This is a genomic window from Ruegeria sp. AI3 (genome assembly GCF_056541245.1).
This window is the reverse complement of the sequence record NZ_JBQFYA010000001.1, coordinates 597,896-617,386: the sequence shown is the minus strand read 5'-3', so window position 1 is coordinate 617,386 and position 19,491 is coordinate 597,896. Positions and strand designations below refer to the sequence as shown.

The window sequence follows — 19,491 nt, the reverse complement described above, 5'->3', positions numbered from 1 at the left end:
GCAGTGAATCACTGCGACTGCTTATGCACCATATATCTCGGAGGGTGTAGCGTTGGTTAACCAAACTGCGCCTAACTGTCCGGCTCCTCATCGTGATGAGCCAGATGTCCGTCCCATTCCCCGGTCGGGATCTTTGGTTCGGGCGGATCAGCGATGTAGGAGGGGGTCATGATCTGCACGTTATTCTCGTTGAATACGGCCACAATGTTGCGATGCAGATCTGACCGGATCTTGGGAATAATGCTGCCCCGGGTCGTGTATCCGTTGATCTGATAATTGATCGCGTAGTCGGCCAGTGCGGTCCACAGGACAAAGGGTTCGGGCTTGGACTTGATGCCCTTGGTGCGATTGGCGGCCTCGATCAGCATCGCCTCGATCTTTTCGGGTGGCTCTTCATAGCCGATCCCTACAGTTGTGTGCAGCAACAGCCCGCTGCCATCTGTCTTCTTCGAGAAATTCACCACGTCCGAATTCATCAGCTGCGCGTTGGGGATTGAGATCAACTCGTTCTTGATGGATTTCAGATGTGTTTCCATCAGCTTGATCTGCACCACGTCGCCGATGTGGTCTCCGATCTGAATACGGTCCCCGATTGAGGTCGAGCGGCGATAGATCACGAACAGCCCGGCCAGCATGTTCGATACGACCGAGTTTGCGCCCAGCGACAGCATGGCACCGACCAGAATGGTCAGGCCCTGAAATGCCGCCGAATCCGAGCCTGGAATGTAGGGCACGGCAAAGACCAGCGCGATCAGTATCACGACCACTCGGGCAATGTTGAAGGTCGGGTTAACCCAATGCTTCTCAAAATCGCCCATATCGAACGATCCCGCTTCGACCGCGTCGAAGAAGACCCGCATGCCCTTGATAATATACAAAGTTACCCAGGCGATCAGGCCAAGCATGATCATGTTTGGGATATAGCTGAGGATGCCTTTGAAGATCAGGAGGACCGGCTCGGTCAGATAGGTCAGCAGCAATTGCGCGAAATACCGAGTTTCGGCAAAGGCCAGTAAAACGAAAGACAGGTAGTAGTAGAAACCCAGGAAGAAAATCACCAAAAGGACGAAATTCAGACCGTAGCGCACCAAGGCTGCAATGGCCTCAGCTTGAACGCTCTTGGCAGTGGCGGTTTCCACGTCCTTCAGATAGCGCTTTACGAATCTCAGTGTCCGCCGCCGGATTCTGCGGTGCAGCCACAAGATCATCACGATAAAGACAACGAAGCCCAAGGTCCAAGCCGCGGCTTCGATAGCACCTGAAACCCGCGCCTGTTCTGTTCGATTCAAACGGTAGGCCTCAATAGCCTGTTTGATCGCATTGCCGTGCAGAACGCTGACAACGCTGAGTTCCATCTGGTCCAATTCTGCATCGGCTTCGGTGACGATCGAAACCCGTTCACCATCAACCAGAACCCAGGTGCCGAACTCGGTTTCCTCAAAGCTGATCGTGACCTCGGACGCGTCCGACGCTTCGGCGATTTCTATGATCTTGTCTTGAACTTCTTCGGCACGCTCGGGGGCGGGTAGTGCGCTTGAGCCTCGAACCTGAAACAGAACGTCCCCGTCGATTATAACTGGGGCCATAAAAGTTTCTGATTCTGCAGCTTCTGTCACAGGCGCATCGGTCGGTGACTCTTGTGCCTCGACAGGTTGGCTTAGCCAAAGAGCTGCCGCCATTGCAGTCAGCAAATAACGTAGCAAATGGAAGGGTTTGAATTGCCGTGCCATGTGTCCCCCTTGTTTGGAACTATACCCGGTTTGAACAGCGTTCCTAGGACATATCTGCAACGTTTTGACGGTTCTTGTGGCGGCAGGTGTGCGTTCAGGTGGGTCACGCTGCCGCCATTGCTTGCAAACACGCATATCAGCGCATAGGTTCCCGCCAAATTTGCGGAACGGTGCCGCAGGTCAAAGAAAAAGGAATATCCCATGGAAGGTGGCGCAATCGCCCAGTTTCTCCCGCTGATCCTGATCTTCGCGATCATGTATTTCCTGCTGATCCGTCCGCAGCAAAAGAAGATGAAAGAACATCAGGCCATGGTCGAGGCCGTGCGCCGTGGCGATCAAGTCGTCACACAGGGTGGTCTGATCGGCAAGGTGTCGAAGGTCAAGGAAGGCGACAACGAGATCGAGGTCGAGATCGCCGAGGGCGTTAAGGTTCGAGTGGTCAAATCGACCATCGCTCAGGTTCTGAATAAAACCGAACCTGCGAAGTAACTTCGCCTTACAATTCCTTGAAAAGGCAGGGTTATGCTGCAAATTGATACCTGGAAGCGGGTTCTGATCTGGCTGGTCTGTGTGACCGGCCTGCTCTTGGCTCTGCCGAATGCGTTCTACACGCGGGTCGAACAATCCAACGACGCCAAAGCCGCGATTGAGCTTGGTGCGGATACGCCCGAAAATCAGGCCGAAGCGGCGCTGTGGCCGAATTGGCTGCCGTCCTCCTTGGTCAATCTGGGCCTCGATCTGCGGGGCGGTGCGCATCTGCTGGCCGAGGTCAAGGTCGAGGATGTCTACGAATCCCGCATGGAGGCGATGTGGCCCGAAATCCGCGACGCCCTGCGGGATGAGCGTTCCACCGTTGGCACGATCCGTCGTCAGGACTCGGACCCCGACCAGATTCGCGTTCGCATCAGCCAACCCGAGGGGATGGCGCGCGCGCTCGAAACCGTTCGCGGTCTGGCCCGTCAGGTTCAGACGCTGACAGGTGTCGGTGCGACCGATATCGAGGCTTTTGCCGATGGCGATACAATCGTCGTGCAGCTGTCCGAGGCGGAGAAGTTGGCCTCGGACGATCGCACCGTGCGTCAATCGCTTGAGATCGTGCGCCGCCGGATTGACGAGGTTGGTACGCGTGAACCCACCATTCAGCGCCAAGGTGCAGACCGTATCCTGATTCAGGTTCCCGGGATCGGAAGTGCAGGCGAGCTGAAAGAGATCATCGGCACGACGGCGCAGCTGACTTTCAACCCGGTTGTCGGTCGTGGCACGGACCCGGATGCCGTTGCAGGTATCGGAGAAGAAGTGGTGCCGTCGATTGACGAAAGCGGTGTGTACTACACGCTTGAATCCTCTCCGGTCGTGACCGGGGAAGAACTGGTGGATGCGCAGCCCTCGTTTGATCAGAACGGCCGTCCCGCGGTCAGCTTCCGGTTCAACACGTCGGGCGCGCGGAAATTCGGTGACTATACGCTGGAAAATATTGGCGCGCCTTTCGCGATTGTGCTGGATGATGAGGTGATCTCGGCCCCTGTGATCCAAAGCCACATTCCCGGCGGCTCAGGCATCATCACAGGCAACTTCACGGTCGAGGAAAGCACCAACCTTGCCATCCTGCTACGGGCAGGGGCCTTGCCTGCCGAGCTGGAGTTCCTGGAAGAACGTACCATCGGCCCTGAATTGGGTCAGGACAGCATCGACGCCGGTAAAGTCGCCACTATGGTAGCCTTTGCTGCGGTGCTGGTTTTCATGGCGCTCAGCTACGGTTTGTTTGGTCTTTTCGCCAACATTGCCTTGATCATCAACGTAGGCCTTTTGTTCGGCCTGCTGTCGCTGATCGGTGCGACGCTGACCCTGCCGGGTATCGCGGGTATTGTTCTGACGGTCGGTATGGCCGTGGACGCCAACGTGCTGATTTTCGAACGTATCCGAGAGGAACTGAAATCCGCCAAAGGCCCTGCGCGTGCGATTGAGTTAGGCTATGAAAAGGCTCTGTCGGCCATCGCGGATGCCAACGTGACCACTTTCATAACGGCGGTGATCCTGTTTGCTATGGGCAGCGGACCTGTGCGTGGGTTCGCCATCACTCTGGGCCTGGGTATCCTGACCTCGGTCTTCACCGCGATCTTCGTGACGCGCCTGATGGTCGTCATGTGGTTCGAACGCCGCCGTCCGAAAACGATCGAGGTTTGATCATGAGACTGAAACTCGTACCCCAAAGCACCTCGTTCGATTTCTTCAGCCGCTGGAAGCTCTGGCTGGGCATCTCGGCCCTGATGATGGTTGTGGCCTTCGCCTCATTCATGTTGCAGGGCCTCAACTTCGGTATCGACTTCCGTGGTGGCACAACGATCCGTACCGAAAGCACCCAGCCGATTGACGTGGGTGTCTATCGCGACGCAATTGCACCTCTCGAACTGGGCGATGTCTCGATCACCGAGATTTTCGACCCGACCTTCGGACCGGAAGACAACGTTGCAATGATCCGCATTCAGGCGCAGGCAGATGCAGAAGCTGTCGAAGCCTCGACCATCACAGCTGTTGAGGGCGCGCTGCAGGCCGTGATCCCCGATATCCAATTCGTATCGGTAGAGTCGGTTGGCCCGAAAGTCTCGGGCGAATTGATCCAGACAGCCGTAATCGCCATCGTTTTGGCCATCGGAGCGGTGCTCGTCTACATCTGGTTGCGGTTCGAATGGCAGTTCGCTCTTGGCGCGGTCGCGGCGCTTGTGCATGACGTGATCCTGACCATCGGCATATTCTCGGAGCTTCAAATCCGCTTTGATCTCGCCATTATCGCGGCGCTTCTGACCATCGTGGGCTACTCACTGAACGACACCGTGGTCGTGTTCGACCGCGTGCGCGAGAACCTGCGGAAGTACAAGAAGAAAGACCTCAAAGAGGTGCTCAACATCTCGATCAACGAAACCCTCAGCCGGACGGTGATGACGTCGGTCACGACCCTTCTGGCGCTGATCTCGCTCTATGTGCTTGGCGGGGACGTGATCCGAGGCTTTGTCTTCGCGATGATCTGGGGTGTGATCGTGGGGACCTATTCGTCAGTCTTCGTGGCCTCGACCATCCTGTTGTGGCTGGGTGTCAAGCGTGACTGGTCCAAGCCGTCCAATAACGCGGGCAACCAGTTTGCCAACGTAGATGCCTGAGATCTTCGGCCAGTCCCCACAGGGTCTGGCCGTTGTCTTATTTGCAGCCTTTCTTGGGGGCGTCGTTCGCGGTTTCTCGGGGTTTGGCACCGCTTTGGTTTTCCTGCCCATAGCCACCCCATATCTCGGCCCGTTCGGAGCGCTGATCGGCCTAACGATCATGGATATCTTTGGCCCTCTGCCTAATCTGCGCCGGGCATGGGGTGCCGTGAACAAGGGCGATCTGACACGCCTACTGCTTGGCTGCGCACTGGTCCTGCCGCTGGGACTGTGGGTGCTGACGCAGGTTGCGCCCGAGGTTTTCCGCTATGCGGTCAGCAGTCTGGCCCTTGCGATGCTGGCCATTCTGATCCTCGGCCTGCGCTATCACGGTCATGTCAGCCGCGTGATGGTCACGGGTATCGGCGGAGCCGCCGGGTTTCTTGGCGGTGTCGCCGGGCTCCCTGGTCCGGCCGTTATCCTGTTCTACATGTCGCGCCCACTGCCGGTTGATGTCATTCGCGCGACGATCCTGCTGTTTCTGTTCGGGTTCGATTTCCTGCTACTCGGCTATCTTACCGGTATGGCGCAGGTCACCCTCGCCGCTGCTGGGCTGGGTTTTCTTCTGGCGCTACCCAACCTGCTAGGCAATTGGCTGGGCGGGCGGCTTTTCCGACCAGACCGAGAACGCCTCTACCGCGCGGCCGCCTATCTGGTGATTGTGTTGGCGGCCTTGTCCGGCCTGCCGCTTTGGGGGTAAACACAGCGCATGCGATTGAATGAGATCAACTACACCAACGCCGAACCGGTCGATGGATACGGCCCCGGCTTTTTCCGGATCGGAGGGCGCGTTCATCAAGGCGCAGTGCTGACTGGCCCGAAGGGAACGAAGGCGTGGGGCGGATACTCAGACGACGAGCCACTGCGCGAACTGTCCGAGGTCGTCGATGTCCTGTTCATAGGAACCGGAGCAGAGCTTGCCCACATCCCGCCCGAGCTGCGCCAAACTCTCGAGTCCGCTGGGATCGGCGTAGAGATCATGAACTCACCGGCCGCCTGCCGCACCTACAACGTCCTTCTGTCAGAAGGTCGCCGCATCGCGCTCGCTCTGATCCCGGTCTGACGGGATCCGCTTCATCTGGCCAAAAATATCCCAGGGAGCGCGAGGGGCTGGCCCCTCGCATCCGAACCCATCCAAGCGCACTGCCCTAGCTCCCTGCGTCAAATCCAACCTTTTGCCTGCGTCCCCAATCGGATAAGCGAGTCTTATGACACTATCCGTTTCCGATCTGACCATCACCCGTGGTGGCGTGCCCGTGCTCGAGGGGGTGAGCTTCAAACTCACCCCCGGTCAGGCGCTCATTTTGCGCGGGCCAAACGGAATCGGAAAAACAACGCTCCTGCGCACTTTGGCGGGGCTACAACCTGCCTTGGCGGGGCACATCGAAGGGGCAGAGGACCAGATCGCCTACGCCTCGCATTCCGATGGTTTGAAACCAACCCTAACAGTGGTCGAAAATCTTGCTTTCTGGGCGTCGGTCTTTGGGACCCATGACATACAGCCGGCTCTGGACGCCTTCGCGCTGAATGACCTGTCCGACCGCCATGCGGGCAATCTGTCGGCAGGGCAAAAGCGCAGGCTGGGCCTTGCACGGATGCTGGTCACGGGGCGGCCGATCTGGATGCTGGACGAACCAACCGTCTCACTCGACAAAAACGCCGTTCAGATGTTCGCCAGCGCCGTGCGTCGGCATCTGGGGCAGGGCGGCTCGGCCCTGATCGCGACCCATATCGACCTCGGCCTCGACGGAGAGGTTCTGGACGTCGGCCCCTATAAGGCCAAGCCGCAACCCATCGATGACTTCGACGGAGGCTTCCTGTGATCGCCCTATTGTTGCGCGACCTGAAGCTAGCCTTCCGCGCAGGCGGAGGCTTTGGTCTCGGCCTTGCCTTCTTCCTGATCGTAACGGTTCTGGTGCCTTTTGCTGTAGGTCCACAATCGTCGCTACTCTCGACCATCGCGCCGGGAATTCTATGGCTGGGTGCTTTGCTGGCCTGCCTGTTGTCCCTCGACCGTCTTCTGGCCTTGGATTGGGAGGATGGCTCGCTGGACCTTTTGGCCACCGCTCCTCTGCCGCTAGAGGCCGTCGTCTCGATCAAAGCGCTGGCGCATTGGATCACGACCGGTTTGCCTCTGGTTCTTGCAGCACCGTTTTTGGGCGTCTTGCTGAACCTTCCCACGCCGGGCTTCTTCTGGCTGGTGATCTCGCTCCTGCTCGGAACGCCCGCCATGAGCGTCATCGGCACCTTCGGCGCAGCCCTGACCGTCGGACTGAAGCGCGGTGGCCTTCTGTTGTCACTGCTGGTTTTACCGCTCTATGTCCCAACCCTGATCTTTGGTGCAGAAGTCGCCCGTCGGGGCGCCGTCGGGATGGAGACCCAAACCCCACTTTTGATGCTGGCGGGGATCACGATGGCTACGATTGCGCTGCTGCCCTTCGCCAGCGCGGCGGTCCTGCGGATCAATCTGCGGTGAAGCGCCACAAGTTTGACCAAGGTCAATTGAGACCGCATCCGATTCAGACTAAATAACGCCCATGACACTCGCAGCCAAAGCCAACGCCCTCTGGGAATATGCCAACCCGCGCAAGTTTCTTGCCACCAGTGAGCGTGTCTTGCCGTTTTTCTGGATCACTTCTGCCCTGTTTCTGGCGGTCGGACTGGTCTGGGGCTTTTTCTTCACGCCCGATGATTTCCGACAGGGCTCGACCGTAAAGATCATCTACCTGCACGTCCCATCTGCACTGATGGCGATCAATTGCTGGCTGATGATGCTGGTGACCTCGCTGGTCTGGTTGGTGCGCCGCCATCACGTCAGCGCTCTGGCCGCGCGTGCCGCCGCACCTGTGGGCATCGTGATGACCCTAATCGCATTGGCGACCGGGGCGATTTGGGGCCAACCGATGTGGGGCACCTGGTGGGCCTGGGATCCACGCCTGACCTCGTTCCTGATCCTGTTCCTGTTCTATCTCGGCTACGTCGCCTTGTGGGAGGCCATCGAGGACCCGGACACCGCCGCCGACCTGACCTCGGTCCTGTGTCTTGTGGGATCGGTTTTCGCGATTCTCAGCCGTTATGCGGTAAACTTCTGGAACCAGGGGCTGCATCAGGGCGCCTCGGTCATGCGGGCCGGAGCGGTCACGGGCACGGATACTGAAGAGAAGGTCAGCAACGTGTTCTTCTATCCATTGCTGACCTGCATCATTGGCTTCGTTCTGCTGTTCATCGCTTTGGTTCTGTATCGTACCGGCACTGAAATCCGTGCGCGTCGGGTCAAAGCGCTACTGGCTCGTGAAAGGGTGGGCGCATGATGCCTGATCTTGGAAAATACGCAGACGCTGTCTTGTCGTCCTACGCTGCTTCGATCCTGCTGCTCGTTGCGCTGGTCGTCTTCAGCGTGATCCGGGGACGCAAAGTGCGGGCCGAAATGGAGAAAATCGAACAAAGGATGTCGCGCAATGGCTAAGATTTCGCCTTTGATGGTCGCGCCGCCGCTGATCTTCGGTGCTTTTGCCGTTCTGGCCGGTATCGGCATGTTCCGAGACGACCCCAACGCCCTGCCATCCGCCCGCGAAGGGCAACCCGCTCCTCCGGTCGTCCTGACTGAGTTTCCGGGCAAAACGCCTTTCGACGACGCGACCCTGCGGGACGGGCAGGTAAAGCTGGTCAACTACTGGGCCAGCTGGTGTGCCCCCTGTCGCGCAGAGCATCCAAACCTTGAGGCGCTGTCGAACGAAGGCATCCCGGTCTACGGCGTCAACTACAAAGACAAGTTGGACAATGCGCAAAGCTTTCTGACTGAATTGGGCGATCCCTATACCGGCATCGGTCGCGACGAGCAGGGCCGCATGGCTTTGGATTGGGGGCTTTACGGCGTTCCCGAAACCTATGTGATCGACGGGGAAGGCACCGTGGTCCTGCGTTTCGCCGGTCCGATCACCCAACGTGTGATCGAAAGCACGATCCGCCCGGCGCTTGAAAAAGCGGCTGGCGGTTAGAGCCTGTAGCCACCGGTCACAGCCAAGGTCTCACCCGTGATGAATGCGGCGTCGTCTGACGCCAAGAACCGCACGGCCTTCGCGATATCGTCTGGCTTCCCAATCCGCCCCATGGCTGTGTTCTCGACGAACAAAGCGGTCAAGTCTTCGGGGCGTGGGTCTTCGGGGATATTAATCGCCCCCGGTGCCACAGCGTTGACCCGAATACCCTGAGATCCAAGCTCCTTTGCCATCCCGCGTGTCCAAAGGTTCAGGGCTGCCTTGCTTGCCCCATAGATCACCGCGTCCTTCGGCGGCAAAACGGCGTTCATCGAGGAAATGCTGACAATCGCCGCGCCCGGTTTCAAATGGGGCAGAGCAGCCGCTAACAAAGCGGCAGGGACCAGCAGGTTCAAATCTAAAATGGAACGATGATCTTCCAGGTCAAAAACCTCTTTCGGAGTAGACCTGACCAAACCCGAATTGTTCACGATCATGTCCAGCCGCCCGAAACGTTCGACAACGTCGCGTATAACCCCTTCAGGCTGTCCGTCCTGCGTCAGATCGGACCGTATCGGTTGCAAACTTTCCCCTTCCAACACCGGATCGGGTTCGGTGGACAGCCATGTGAAAGCAACACGATGATCGCGCCGTAGGTCTTCCACGATGGCGCGCCCGATCCCCCGCGCGCCGCCGGTTACCAAAGCCACTTTCTCCATACCAACCTCCCGCGCACGGTTGATAGTCCACTCAGGACACAATCAACTTCTTCTGTTCAAAAATACCTCGGAGCGCGAGGCAGAGCCTCGCATAAAAAAAGGACGCCGACCGGCGTCCTTTTCAGTCTGTGGATCAACACCACGTCAACCCGCCTTCGCGAGATTGCGCAGCACATAGTGCAGAACACCGCCGTTCTCGATGTATTCGATCTCAGGGGCTGTATCTATGCGGCATTTCAGGGTGATGGTCTTCTCTGTCCCGTCGCCATAGGTGATGGTGCAGGGCACCTCCTGCAGCGGCTCAATCGTGTCCAGACCATGGATCGAGACCGTCTCATCCCCCTTCAACCCAAGCGTTTTGCGGGTATCACCACCGGTGAACTCAAACGGAATCACGCCCATGCCCACGAGGTTTGAACGGTGGATGCGCTCAAAACTCTCTGCAATCACGGCTTTGATGCCCAGCAGAGCAGTCCCCTTCGCGGCCCAGTCACGGGAAGAGCCCGCGCCATATTGTTCACCTCCGAAAACGACCAGAGGGGTGCCATTCGCCTGATACGCCATCGACGCGTCGTAGATCGAGGTCTGCGCGCCATCCGGCCCCTTGGTGTAACCACCTTCAACCCCGTCCAGCATCTCGTTCTTGATGCGGATATTGGCGAAGGTGCCGCGCATCATGACCTCATGGTTGCCCCGGCGCGAGCCGTAGGAGTTGAACTCACGCGGCTGCACCTGACGTTCCATCAGGTACTGACCGGCGGGCGAGGTCGTGGCAAACGATCCAGCGGGTGAGATATGGTCGGTCGTGACCATATCGCCGAGGATCGCCAGCACCTTGGCCCCCTCGATGTTCGAGATCGTGCCCGGCTCAGCCCCCATGCCCTGAAAATAGGGCGGGTTCTGGATATAGGTCGAGGTCGGCGGCCAGTCATAGGTTTCCTGCTGCGGAACCTCGACCTCACGCCATTTCTCATCCCCTTTGAAAACGTCGGCATATTTCGACTGGAACGCCTCGCTGGTGACGGTTGCTTCGACCAACTCCGCGATTTCGCTCTGGCTGGGCCAGATGTCCTTCATAAAGACGTCATTGCCGTCCCGATCCTGACCGATGGGTTCGGAGGTCAGGTCAATATCCATGGCGCCTGCCAGCGCATAGACAACGACCAGAGGCGGCGAGGCCAGATAGTTGGCGCGCACATCCGGCGAGATCCGCCCTTCGAAGTTGCGGTTGCCCGAGAGAACCGAGGTGGCGACAAGATCGCCTTCGGAAATAGCTTCGCTGATTTCTCGCTGGATCGGACCCGAGTTACCGATACAGGTGGTGCAGCCATAGCCCACAAGGTTGAACCCGATCTTGTCCAGATCGTCTTGCAGACCCGCCGCCTCAAGATAGGCGGAAACCACCTGCGATCCCGGCGCAAGCGAGGTCTTCACCCATGGCTTTCGGTCCAGACCTAGCGCGGCGGCCTTGCGGGCTACAAGACCCGCTCCGATCATCACATAGGGGTTCGAGGTGTTGGTGCAGGAGGTGATCGAGGCGATCACGACCTTGCCTGATTCCATACCGTAGTTCTCGCCTTTGACTTCGACCTGCTTGCCCATCGGGCGTTTGAAGGTCTTCTCCATCTCGTTCAGGAACGCGGCCTTCGCTTCCGTCAGCGCCACATAGTCCTGCGGACGTTTCGGCCCCGAGATCGCAGGCACAATGGTGCCCATATCTAGTGACAGGGTGTCGGTATAGATCGGCGCGTAGTTCTCATCACGCCACAGCCCGTTTTCCTTGGCATAGGCTTCGACCAGCGCAAGTCGCTCTTCGTCGCGCCCGGTATTGCGCATGTAGCGCAGGGTTTCGCCGTCGATTGGGAAGAAGCCGCAGGTTGCGCCATATTCGGGGGCCATGTTGGCGATCGTGGCACGGTCGGCCAGCGGAAGGCGATCCAGACCATCGCCGTAGAATTCGACGAATTTTCCAACCACGCCCTTTTCACGCAGCATCTCGACGACTTTCAGCACAAGGTCAGTGCCGGTAGTGCCCTCGACCATCGCGCCGGTCAGTTCAAAGCCCACGACCTCGGGGATCAACATCGAGATCGGCTGGCCGAGCATCGCTGCCTCAGCCTCGATCCCGCCGACGCCCCATCCCAGAACGGCCATGCCGTTGACCATGGTGGTGTGGCTGTCTGTACCGACAAGGGTGTCGGGATAGGCGACCTCTTCGCCATTCTGATCAGTATCCGTCCAGACGGTTTGGGCCAAATATTCTAGGTTCACCTGATGGCAGATGCCGGTGCCAGGCGGTACGACGCGGAAATTGTTGAACGCGTTCTGACCCCATTTCAGGAATTGGTAGCGTTCCATATTGCGCTCATATTCACGGTCCACATTCATCTGGAACGCACGCGGGTTGCCGAACTCGTCGATCATGACCGAGTGGTCGATGACCAGATCCACCGGGTTTAGCGGATTGATTTTTTGCGCATCTCCGCCCAAAGCTTTGATCCCATCGCGCATCGCCGCCAGATCAACCACGGCAGGCACACCGGTGAAATCCTGCATCAGCACGCGGGCAGGGCGATAGGCGATCTCACGCGGGTTCTCGCCCCCGTTTTCGCCCCATTCCGCAAAGGCCTTGATGTCGTCGACAGAGACAGAGAATCCGTCATCCTCGAATCGAAGCATATTTTCCAGCACCACTTTCAACGCGGCGGGCAGCTTGGAGAAATCACCCAGACCGGCCTCCTGAGCGGCGGGGATGGAGTAGTAGGAAATGGTTTTACCATTCACGCTCAGGCTGCGGCGTGTTTTGGCGGTATCCTGTCCGGTTTTGATAGGCATCCTGTGGCCTCCCTCTCAAATAACTTGGAAAATGGGATTCGCTGCGGTTTATCTTGATCACGTTTGTCCGGGGTTCAAGCGTCAGTTAGTGACAAATCGAAAGTGTATACTGTGGTATGCAAATTCAAGGGCAGGAGGTCGCCTCGTCTCAAGAAACCTTGATTGGAGCTTGAAGAGCAAAACGATTATCCGTTTTGCAAGATTTTCAAGCCGAGGGGACTCATGTTCAAATCCGCCGTAGCAGCCGCCATTCTATCCGCCTGTGCCGCCTTTTCAGTATCGGCGCAAGAGGATCCGGTTGTGATCGAGCTGTTCACCTCGCAAGGGTGTTCGTCCTGCCCCCCGGCGGATCGGCTTTTGCATGAGCTGGTCAAGCGCGACGACGTGATCGGGCTGGCGTTGCATGTGGACTATTGGGATTACATCGGCTGGAAGGACGAATACGCCATTCCTGATCATACGTCGCGGCAACGGGCCTATGCTCGCAATGGTGGCCGGTCGATGATCTACACGCCACAGATGGTGATCAACGGACAGCATGATGTGGTTGGTGCGAAGGCGCAGGAATTGGATCGGCTGATCAAGGCGCATCTGATCGCCGCGCCCACAGCCGAAGTTGAAGCCGAGCGTTCGGGGCAAGAGGTGACGGTGCGCGTGACGCCGATCGACTTGCCAGCTGGGGATACCTACGACGTGCGGATCGTCCAGTACACGCCGCTGCGTCATGCCTCGATCCGGCGTGGAGAGCTCGCGGGCCATGATCTCGACTATGCCAATGTGGTGGAAAGCTGGCAGATGGCCGGGCGCTGGGATGGGGGCAGCGAGCAGGCGTTTTCAGCGCAGTTGGACTCGGACCTGCCAGCGGTTGTTCTGGTGCAGCGGGCAGGTCACGGGCCAATCATCGCGGCCGCGCATGTGAAGTGATCAGGGCATATCTTCGGGCTGAACACCAAGTCCGTTCCAGGCCTTCCAGCGGCGGTGAATCCAGAACCATTGACCCATATGCTGGCGCACCATCTGCTCCAAATCGTCATTGATATATTGGGTCATGGTCTTGGGATCGGAATGCGGCACCGGGTCGTGCATCGCGATTTCGAAATCCAGACCATTGGGTTGGCGAACCGCGTAGCAGGGGATCATGACCGCGTCGAACTTCATCGCGAGTTCGGCATTCAGAACGGATGTGACGGCGGGCTTGCCAAAGAACATCAACTCCTCGCCGCCGTGAACATGCAGGTCAGAGACGATGGCGATCATTTCACCGCCTTTGAGGGAGCGCACCATCTCAACCATCCCGCGCCGACCCTGTTCGAACATGGGTGAGCCGGTTTTGTAGAAGGCTTCGACGTAGGCCTCGTTGAAATAGGGGTTGGCCATGCGACGGTAGAGGCAGCCTAGCGGGCGCCCGCTGCGGGCTTGCAGCGCGATCCGCGTTGCGAGGTAGTGGCCGAAATGCGCGGCGATGATCATGACCGGTCGCCCTTCGGCGGCGGCAGCATCAAAAGCGGCAACACCAGGGCCGGAAAGCTTGGCGTTGCGTTGGCGCGCCGTGAACCCTTCGGGTGAGAAATGTTCCATCAAGGCCCGACCTGCATTGTCCGAGACCTCGGCAGAGATACGGTTAATGTCACGTTCTGACAGTTCGGGGCAGGTGAGTTTCAGGTTGTTTCGGACCCGTTTGCGAAACCCGACCAAAGGTGCCAATCCGCGCACCAAGGCCCCCATTGCCGCGATGCGGGTCCCATAGGGCAGAAGCCGCATGCCACCGATCACGCCTTTCAAGAACAGACTGGCGACATAGTATTTCCCAAGCTCAAACCGGCTGAGCTCTGACTTTTCGGCAGGCATGGAGGTGTCTCACGGCGTGTTGCGTTTTGCTGGGTTTGACATACAGGCCCGGCTCGGCAAGCTCAAGCACTCAGCCGATTTAGGTCAGTCTTCGTCTTCTTCCGGCTCGACCAGTGTAAGCGTGCCGTCGTCCACCAACGTGCGTATTGCGCCTACGATCTCAGTCATGGCCTCTTCGGCCTCGGACTGTTTGACGCGCCCGCGCTCAGCCATTTCTTCGCGCAGATTGTCGGCCATACGAGAAGATATGTTGGAGAGGATAAATTCGACCGAGGCCTTTTCATCATCGGCAGGGGCCCCCGCCAACGCGGTGATAAGGCTGGTCTGTTCCACCCCGCGCAGAATGGCGGGCACATCGCGTGCGGCGACACGGGCCGGGATATGCGCGAAGGTAAAGATGGATTGACGCACGATATCCGCGAATTCGGCATCCTCTTCGTTCAGGGCCGTCAGCAAACCATCTCGGGTCGAGGCCGCCGATTGATTCAGGATCGCCCCCACACGCGCGCCGGGGCCGTCGGAAAAGGCCTGAGAAGGCCGTTGATCCAATTGAGCAGCCATCGACCAGCCGATCCGTTCCACCGCTTCGGGGGTCACATTGGCCGTTTTGGAGATAGCATAGGTGATGCGTCGCGCAATGGGGCCGGGCAGGTGCCCTAGCAATTGCGCGGCTTTGGCCGTGTCGAGCTTGGACAACATCACGGCGGCCACCTCAGTGCTTTCTGCCTGCGCCATCTGGGCCAGATCCTCGGCCGAAATTTCTCGCAGTCTTTGCCACGGATCACCAATCTGACGCACGCCGGCGATCTTGCGCAATCTCGCTGCGGTGGCGGGGGCAATCTTGCCGTTTACCGCATCCAGCGCACTGGCGAGGCCATGGGGGAAGGACAGGCCCACGCTATCCAGCGCGTCGCCAAACTCCTGCGCCACGGCATCCAGCGTCACACGGTCTACAAGACCCATCTGACCCAGTTGATGCGTGAGTGTTTCCTGCAATTCGTCGGGCAGTTCCTCTAGTGGAATGTCCTCTCCTTCATTCAGCAACAGACGCACCACGATAGCGGCCTTTTGGCGATTGCTAAGTGTGCGTGGGACGACGCGGGGCGCGTCGCCCGCCTGACCTGCGCCCGAGGGCTGAGCCCCCGGTGCCACCTGAACCAAAGTATTCATGTCTTGCATCTGCCTGCGGTGCCAAAGTTGCGTTCCACAGGCAGGTTAGCGGGAATCAGGTAAAGAAAGGCTGAACCTCAGTAGTTGTAGGTCAGCCCGGTCTTGATGGCCTCGCGCAGAGACGCCTCCGCCCAGGTGCCTTCGCCGCCACGGGCCTTGATTTCGCGCCATTGCGCAATGGCCAGATCAGTTTTCCCTTCGGAAATAAAACCCTGAGCCATATAGCTGCGTGCCAGCAGGTTGTCGGGGTTTGTTGCGATGGCCTGCTCGTAATAGGCATTCGCTAGCTCAATGTTGCCCATCTTGCGGTGCGTGAAGCCCCAGTAGGTCAGAACGCGGTCATCGCTTTGATCGCTCATCACGCGCAGGATGCTCTGGGCGTTTTCCAACTGACCATCATAAGCCAGCTCACGCACGGCCTCATAGAGGTCCTCATCGGTGAAATTCGTAGCACTCGGTTTGACGCAGCGCCCGCGGTCTTCGCTCCAGACCCGGCCGAACAGGCATTTTTTTGTCGTGTTGGTGGGCTTGGGGGGATTGGCACCGCCGCCACCGGCCGCGTGGGCTGCGATGGGGGAAAAGGCAAAAGAGGTCAGTGCAATCGCGGATGCAAGAAGAATGCGCATAGTTTTAACTCCGTGGTCAGGTCTGCTCATTGAAATCATAGTGTGATCTTCAAAAAAGCTAACACCGGAGCTTTTCGATTTATTCACAAAGCAGACAGAATTTTTGTTCACGAAGTGCGTGGTGATGTAAAAAGCGCCCGGTTGATGAGGGGCCGGGCGCTTTTCTGAGATGGTTTATTCGCCGAAGACACGCTCAAAAATCGTGTCGACATGCTTGGTGTGGTAGCCCAGATCGAATTTCTCTTCGATCTCTTCCACACTGAGGGCGGCGGTCACCTCGGCATCACCCAGAAGTTCGGTTTTGAAGTCCTTGCCTTCTTCCCAAACCTTCATCGCGTTGCGCTGCACCAAACGGTAGGCATCTTCGCGGCTGACACCGGCCTGGGTCAGGGCCAGCAAAACGCGCTGGCTCATGACCAAACCACGGAATTTGTTCATGTTGGCCAGCATGTTTTCTGGGTAAACGACCAGCTTGTCGACCACGCTGGTCAGGCGCGACAGCGCGAAGTCTAGAGTAACGGTGGTGTCGGGGCCGATGTTCCGCTCGACCGACGAGTGTGAGATGTCACGCTCGTGCCACAGGGCCACGTTCTCCATCGCGGGTACGACAGCCATGCGGACCAGACGGGCCAGACCGGTCAGGTTTTCAGTCAGAACCGGGTTGCGCTTGTGCGGCATCGCCGAGGAGCCTTTTTGGCCTTTCGAGAAGAACTCTTCGGCCTCAAGAACCTCGGTCCGCTGCATGTGGCGGATTTCGATGGCGATGTTCTCGATACTGCTGGCGACGACGCCCAGAGTTGCAAAGAAGGCCGCGTGGCGATCACGCGGAATGACCTGAGTGCTGATCGGCTCGGGCACCAGGCCCAACTGGTCGCAGACATGCTCTTCAACGCGGGGGTCGATATTAGCGAAGGTGCCGACCGCGCCGCTGATCGCGCCGGTGGCGATTTCGGCACGCGCGTCGCGCATACGGGAAAGGTTGCGGTCCATCTCGGCGTAGAAGCGGGCGAAAGTCAGGCCCATTGTCGTCGGCTCAGCGTGGATGCCGTGGCTGCGGCCGATGCGAACCGTGTCTTTGTGTTCGATGGCGCGGCGTTTCAGAGCGGCCAGCAACCCTTCGAGGTCTGCGATCAGAATATCGGCGGCGCGGGTCAGCTGTACGTTGAAGCATGTATCCAGAACGTCTGAGCTGGTCATGCCCTGATGCACAAAGCGGGCCTCTTCGCTGCCCACATGCTCGGCCAAGTGCGTCAGGAATGCGATGACGTCGTGCTTGGTGACAGCTTCGATTTCATCAATGCGGGCCACGTCGAATTCCACGTCCTTGGCTTTCCACACCGCGTCGGCGTTTTCACGCGGGATCACGCCCAGATCAGCCATGGCTTCGCAGGCATGCGCCTCGATCTCGTACCAGATGCGGAACTTGGTTTCGGGCGACCAGATGGCAACCATCTCGGGGCGGGAATAACGAGGAATCATTGGCAGCAGGACCTTATTGTGATTTGGCAGAGAGCGTTGCGGCGGGGTTTAACGCCGCAGGCGTATGGGAACAAGGCATGAGTGCCTGATTGCGGCGATCTGGCCGGGATAGTGGAAATGACGACCTTACCGACAACATTGTCCGATTTCGAAGGGCGCTGGCGCCTGACGCGCATAATCCGCGATGCTCGGGCCGGGCAGGTCGTGCAGGCAGAGGGAGAGGCCCTGCTGCAGCGATCCGAGGACGGGCTGATCTACACCGAAGAGGTGACGCTCGACATCCCCGGACAGCCTTCGATGAAAGGGACCCGCAAGTATTTTTGGCACGACGGTGGAGATCGCGTGTTGATCCATTTTGACGACGGGCGGTTTTTCCATGCCTTGACGCTGGGCGACCAAAACGCCTCGGACCACCATGATTGTGCGCCTGACAGTTACGATGCGGTCTATGATTTCCACGACTGGCCCCGCTGGTCGGTGCAATGGACGGTGAATGGGCCGCGAAAATCCTACGAAATGACCACAGACTATGCTGCGGTAGCGTAATCATGTTGCAGTTTGAGCGCTGACAAGGCATTGCTGGTGCAGAAATCTTGGTCCGAATTGGGAGAAGTTAAGATGAATGTAAACGTTCTGGCCAATGCGTTTGGCCCGCGTGAAGGTACGGCGCTGCTTGTAAAGCAGGTTGTACTGGTCGTTCTGGGCATCGTGGCCCTGGCGGTTGCTGCGAAAATCAAAGTGCCGATGTGGCCTGTTCCTATCACAATGGGCACTTTTGCTGTCTTGACCATCGGCACCGCCTATGGCGCACGTTTGGGTCTGATCACCATGCTTGGCTACCTGTTGGTTGGCGCGCTGGGCTTTGACGTGTTCGCAGGTTCCTCGGCCGAGAAGTTCGGTCTGACCTACATGATGGGCGGCACCGGCGGCTATCTGGTCGGCTACCTTATGGCGACCGTTCTGCTGGGCGCTCTAGCCGCGCGCGGCTGGGACCGCTCGGTTACCAAACTGGCACTGGCGCTACTGCTGGCCAACGTTCTGATCTACGTACCGGGCCTGCTGTGGCTCGGTCAGCTCTACGGTTGGGACAAGCCGATCCTGGAATGGGGCCTGACACCGTTCCTGCTGGGCGACGCCATCAAGCTGGGTCTGGCGGCACTGCTGATCCCCGCCGTTTGGAAACTGGTCGGAGAGGCGCGCAGCTAAGCGCCTGAGCCTGCTGAAATTCTAACCCGCGCCCCGAGATCCGAGGCGCGGGTTTTTTCTTTTCCAGGCAAGGGGGTGCTGGACAAGACCAGCCGCGACGGGCCAATCTGCGATCAGTGAAATAATTAGGCAATTGAGATATGCGTATTCGTTTAAAGACGGCTCTGGCGGCCTGCGCGGCCCTTTGGGTCGGGGCGGCTGTGCCAGCTGCCGCAGATACCCCGGTGACTTATACCGACGCCGGGCGTGCGCTCTTCAGCTTTGCGGTGCCGGATTTCTGGGTGCTGCGCACAGGCGGACCACGCGACATTGAAGACACGGAGCTGGGCGACCCCCGCGCTGTGGCGCGTGTGATGGGGTTCAAGCCGGTCACGGATGACTCGGTCTGGATGGGCTTTGTCTCGCCGGCAGGAGTTAACAGCATTCAGGACGGGTTGCGGTATCTGGATGATATCGACAAGTTTCTGGTGAATGATCCCACGGTTACCAGCACCAGCGACATTCGGATTGCAGGACTGCCTGCCAAGGTGATCCGGGGCACCGGCACGCGAGACGGAGGGGTGAGTTTCACTGCCACCATTATTGATCTGCCCCGTGGGCGCGTTGCGATTGCCGTGACGATCCTGCGGAATGGGGCCGATCCTGCCTATGTGGATGATCTGAACGCCGTGTTCGCGTCGTTCCGGTCGTTGCAATAGGAGGCTCAG

Annotated in this window: 21 protein-coding genes; 14 read left to right on the top strand and 7 right to left on the bottom strand. The window is 58.6% G+C overall.

Annotation, left to right across the window (positions count from 1 at the left end; genetic code table 11):
* Nucleotides 1–71: 71 nt before the first annotated feature.
* Nucleotides 72–1,586, bottom strand: a complete 1,515-nt coding sequence (locus ACRZ95_RS03070; protein WP_480554490.1) for a mechanosensitive ion channel family protein — start codon at nt 1,584–1,586, stop codon at nt 72–74.
* Nucleotides 1,587–1,931: 345 nt separating this feature from the next.
* Between ACRZ95_RS03070 and yajC the strand changes: the two genes are divergently transcribed.
* The 10 genes from yajC (at nt 1,932) to ACRZ95_RS03020 (ending at nt 8,922) form a co-directional block, all read left to right on the top strand.
* The gene (yajC, locus tag ACRZ95_RS03065; RefSeq protein WP_155151194.1) at nt 1,932–2,219 is read left to right on the top strand and encodes a preprotein translocase subunit YajC; all 288 of its coding nucleotides are present in this window, start codon (nt 1,932–1,934) and stop codon (nt 2,217–2,219) included.
* Nucleotides 2,220–2,252: 33 nt separating this feature from the next.
* On the top strand, nt 2,253–3,914 hold the full coding sequence (gene secD, locus ACRZ95_RS03060; RefSeq protein ID WP_170676498.1) for a protein translocase subunit SecD: 1,662 nt from the start codon (nt 2,253–2,255) through the stop codon (nt 3,912–3,914).
* Between the two features lie 2 nt (nt 3,915–3,916).
* Nucleotides 3,917–4,885 (top strand): protein translocase subunit SecF, encoded by a 969-nt coding sequence (secF, locus tag ACRZ95_RS03055; protein WP_170374075.1) that lies wholly within the window; start codon nt 3,917–3,919, stop codon nt 4,883–4,885.
* Nucleotides 4,878–5,624, top strand: a complete 747-nt coding sequence (locus ACRZ95_RS03050) for a sulfite exporter TauE/SafE family protein (RefSeq protein ID WP_170676497.1) — start codon at nt 4,878–4,880, stop codon at nt 5,622–5,624. The genes secF and ACRZ95_RS03050 overlap by 8 nt, the downstream gene beginning before the upstream one ends.
* Nucleotides 5,625–5,633: 9 nt before the next feature.
* Nucleotides 5,634–5,987 (top strand): Mth938-like domain-containing protein, encoded by a 354-nt coding sequence (locus ACRZ95_RS03045; protein WP_170676496.1) that lies wholly within the window; start codon nt 5,634–5,636, stop codon nt 5,985–5,987.
* A 145-nt stretch (nt 5,988–6,132) separates the two neighbouring features.
* Nucleotides 6,133–6,747, top strand: coding sequence for a heme ABC exporter ATP-binding protein CcmA (gene ccmA / locus ACRZ95_RS03040; RefSeq protein ID WP_170676495.1), 615 nt, complete (start codon nt 6,133–6,135; stop codon nt 6,745–6,747).
* Nucleotides 6,744–7,400 (top strand): heme exporter protein CcmB, encoded by a 657-nt coding sequence (ccmB, locus tag ACRZ95_RS03035; RefSeq protein ID WP_170676494.1) that lies wholly within the window; start codon nt 6,744–6,746, stop codon nt 7,398–7,400. The genes ccmA and ccmB overlap by 4 nt, the downstream gene beginning before the upstream one ends.
* 61 nt (nt 7,401–7,461) lie before the next feature.
* A complete protein-coding gene (locus ACRZ95_RS03030) occupies nt 7,462–8,235 on the top strand; it encodes a heme ABC transporter permease (protein WP_170676493.1) in 774 nt (257 codons plus the stop codon).
* Nucleotides 8,232–8,390 (top strand): heme exporter protein CcmD, encoded by a 159-nt coding sequence (gene ccmD / locus ACRZ95_RS03025; protein ID WP_170374069.1) that lies wholly within the window; start codon nt 8,232–8,234, stop codon nt 8,388–8,390. The genes ACRZ95_RS03030 and ccmD overlap by 4 nt, the downstream gene beginning before the upstream one ends.
* Complete coding sequence (locus ACRZ95_RS03020; RefSeq protein ID WP_170374068.1) at nt 8,383–8,922, top strand: DsbE family thiol:disulfide interchange protein; 540 nt, start codon at nt 8,383–8,385, stop codon at nt 8,920–8,922. Before ccmD ends, ACRZ95_RS03020 begins: the two co-directional genes overlap by 8 nt.
* On the opposite strand, the gene ACRZ95_RS03015 is transcribed toward ACRZ95_RS03020, so the two are convergent.
* A complete protein-coding gene (locus ACRZ95_RS03015; protein WP_170676492.1) occupies nt 8,919–9,620 on the bottom strand; it encodes an SDR family oxidoreductase in 702 nt (233 codons plus the stop codon). The two genes, ACRZ95_RS03020 and ACRZ95_RS03015, sit on opposite strands and share 4 nt — an antisense overlap.
* Nucleotides 9,621–9,764: 144 nt before the next feature.
* Nucleotides 9,765–12,455, bottom strand: coding sequence for an aconitate hydratase AcnA (acnA, locus tag ACRZ95_RS03010; RefSeq protein WP_170676491.1), 2,691 nt, complete (start codon nt 12,453–12,455; stop codon nt 9,765–9,767).
* 222 nt (nt 12,456–12,677) lie between these two features.
* Here acnA and ACRZ95_RS03005 point away from each other — a divergent pair, with 222 nt between their 5' ends.
* The gene (locus ACRZ95_RS03005; protein WP_170676490.1) at nt 12,678–13,379 is read left to right on the top strand and encodes a DUF1223 domain-containing protein; all 702 of its coding nucleotides are present in this window, start codon (nt 12,678–12,680) and stop codon (nt 13,377–13,379) included.
* Here ACRZ95_RS03005 and ACRZ95_RS03000 read toward each other — a convergent pair whose 3' ends face one another.
* The 4 genes from ACRZ95_RS03000 to purB form a co-directional block, all read right to left on the bottom strand.
* Nucleotides 13,380–14,303, bottom strand: coding sequence for a lysophospholipid acyltransferase family protein (locus tag ACRZ95_RS03000; protein WP_170666470.1), 924 nt, complete (start codon nt 14,301–14,303; stop codon nt 13,380–13,382). It lies immediately after the preceding gene.
* Between the two features lie 84 nt (nt 14,304–14,387).
* Nucleotides 14,388–15,473 carry a flagellar motor switch protein FliG gene (locus ACRZ95_RS02995; RefSeq protein ID WP_480554486.1) on the bottom strand — a complete coding sequence of 362 codons (1,086 nt, stop codon included), beginning with the start codon at nt 15,471–15,473 and terminating at the stop codon, nt 14,388–14,390.
* A 77-nt stretch (nt 15,474–15,550) separates the two neighbouring features.
* Nucleotides 15,551–16,099 (bottom strand): tetratricopeptide repeat protein, encoded by a 549-nt coding sequence (locus ACRZ95_RS02990; RefSeq protein ID WP_170676488.1) that lies wholly within the window; start codon nt 16,097–16,099, stop codon nt 15,551–15,553.
* Between the two features lie 174 nt (nt 16,100–16,273).
* The gene (purB, locus tag ACRZ95_RS02985) at nt 16,274–17,578 is read right to left on the bottom strand and encodes an adenylosuccinate lyase (RefSeq protein ID WP_170676486.1); all 1,305 of its coding nucleotides are present in this window, start codon (nt 17,576–17,578) and stop codon (nt 16,274–16,276) included.
* Between the two features lie 117 nt (nt 17,579–17,695).
* Here purB and ACRZ95_RS02980 point away from each other — a divergent pair, with 117 nt between their 5' ends.
* The 3 genes from ACRZ95_RS02980 (at nt 17,696) to ACRZ95_RS02970 (ending at nt 19,482) form a co-directional block, all read left to right on the top strand.
* A complete protein-coding gene (locus ACRZ95_RS02980; protein ID WP_170676484.1) occupies nt 17,696–18,124 on the top strand; it encodes a DUF6314 family protein in 429 nt (142 codons plus the stop codon).
* A gap of 72 nt (nt 18,125–18,196) precedes the next feature.
* Nucleotides 18,197–18,784 carry a biotin transporter BioY gene (locus ACRZ95_RS02975; RefSeq protein WP_170676482.1) on the top strand — a complete coding sequence of 196 codons (588 nt, stop codon included), beginning with the start codon at nt 18,197–18,199 and terminating at the stop codon, nt 18,782–18,784.
* Nucleotides 18,785–18,924: 140 nt separating this feature from the next.
* The gene (locus tag ACRZ95_RS02970; protein WP_170676480.1) at nt 18,925–19,482 is read left to right on the top strand and encodes a hypothetical protein; all 558 of its coding nucleotides are present in this window, start codon (nt 18,925–18,927) and stop codon (nt 19,480–19,482) included.
* Nucleotides 19,483–19,491 lie beyond the last annotated feature (9 nt).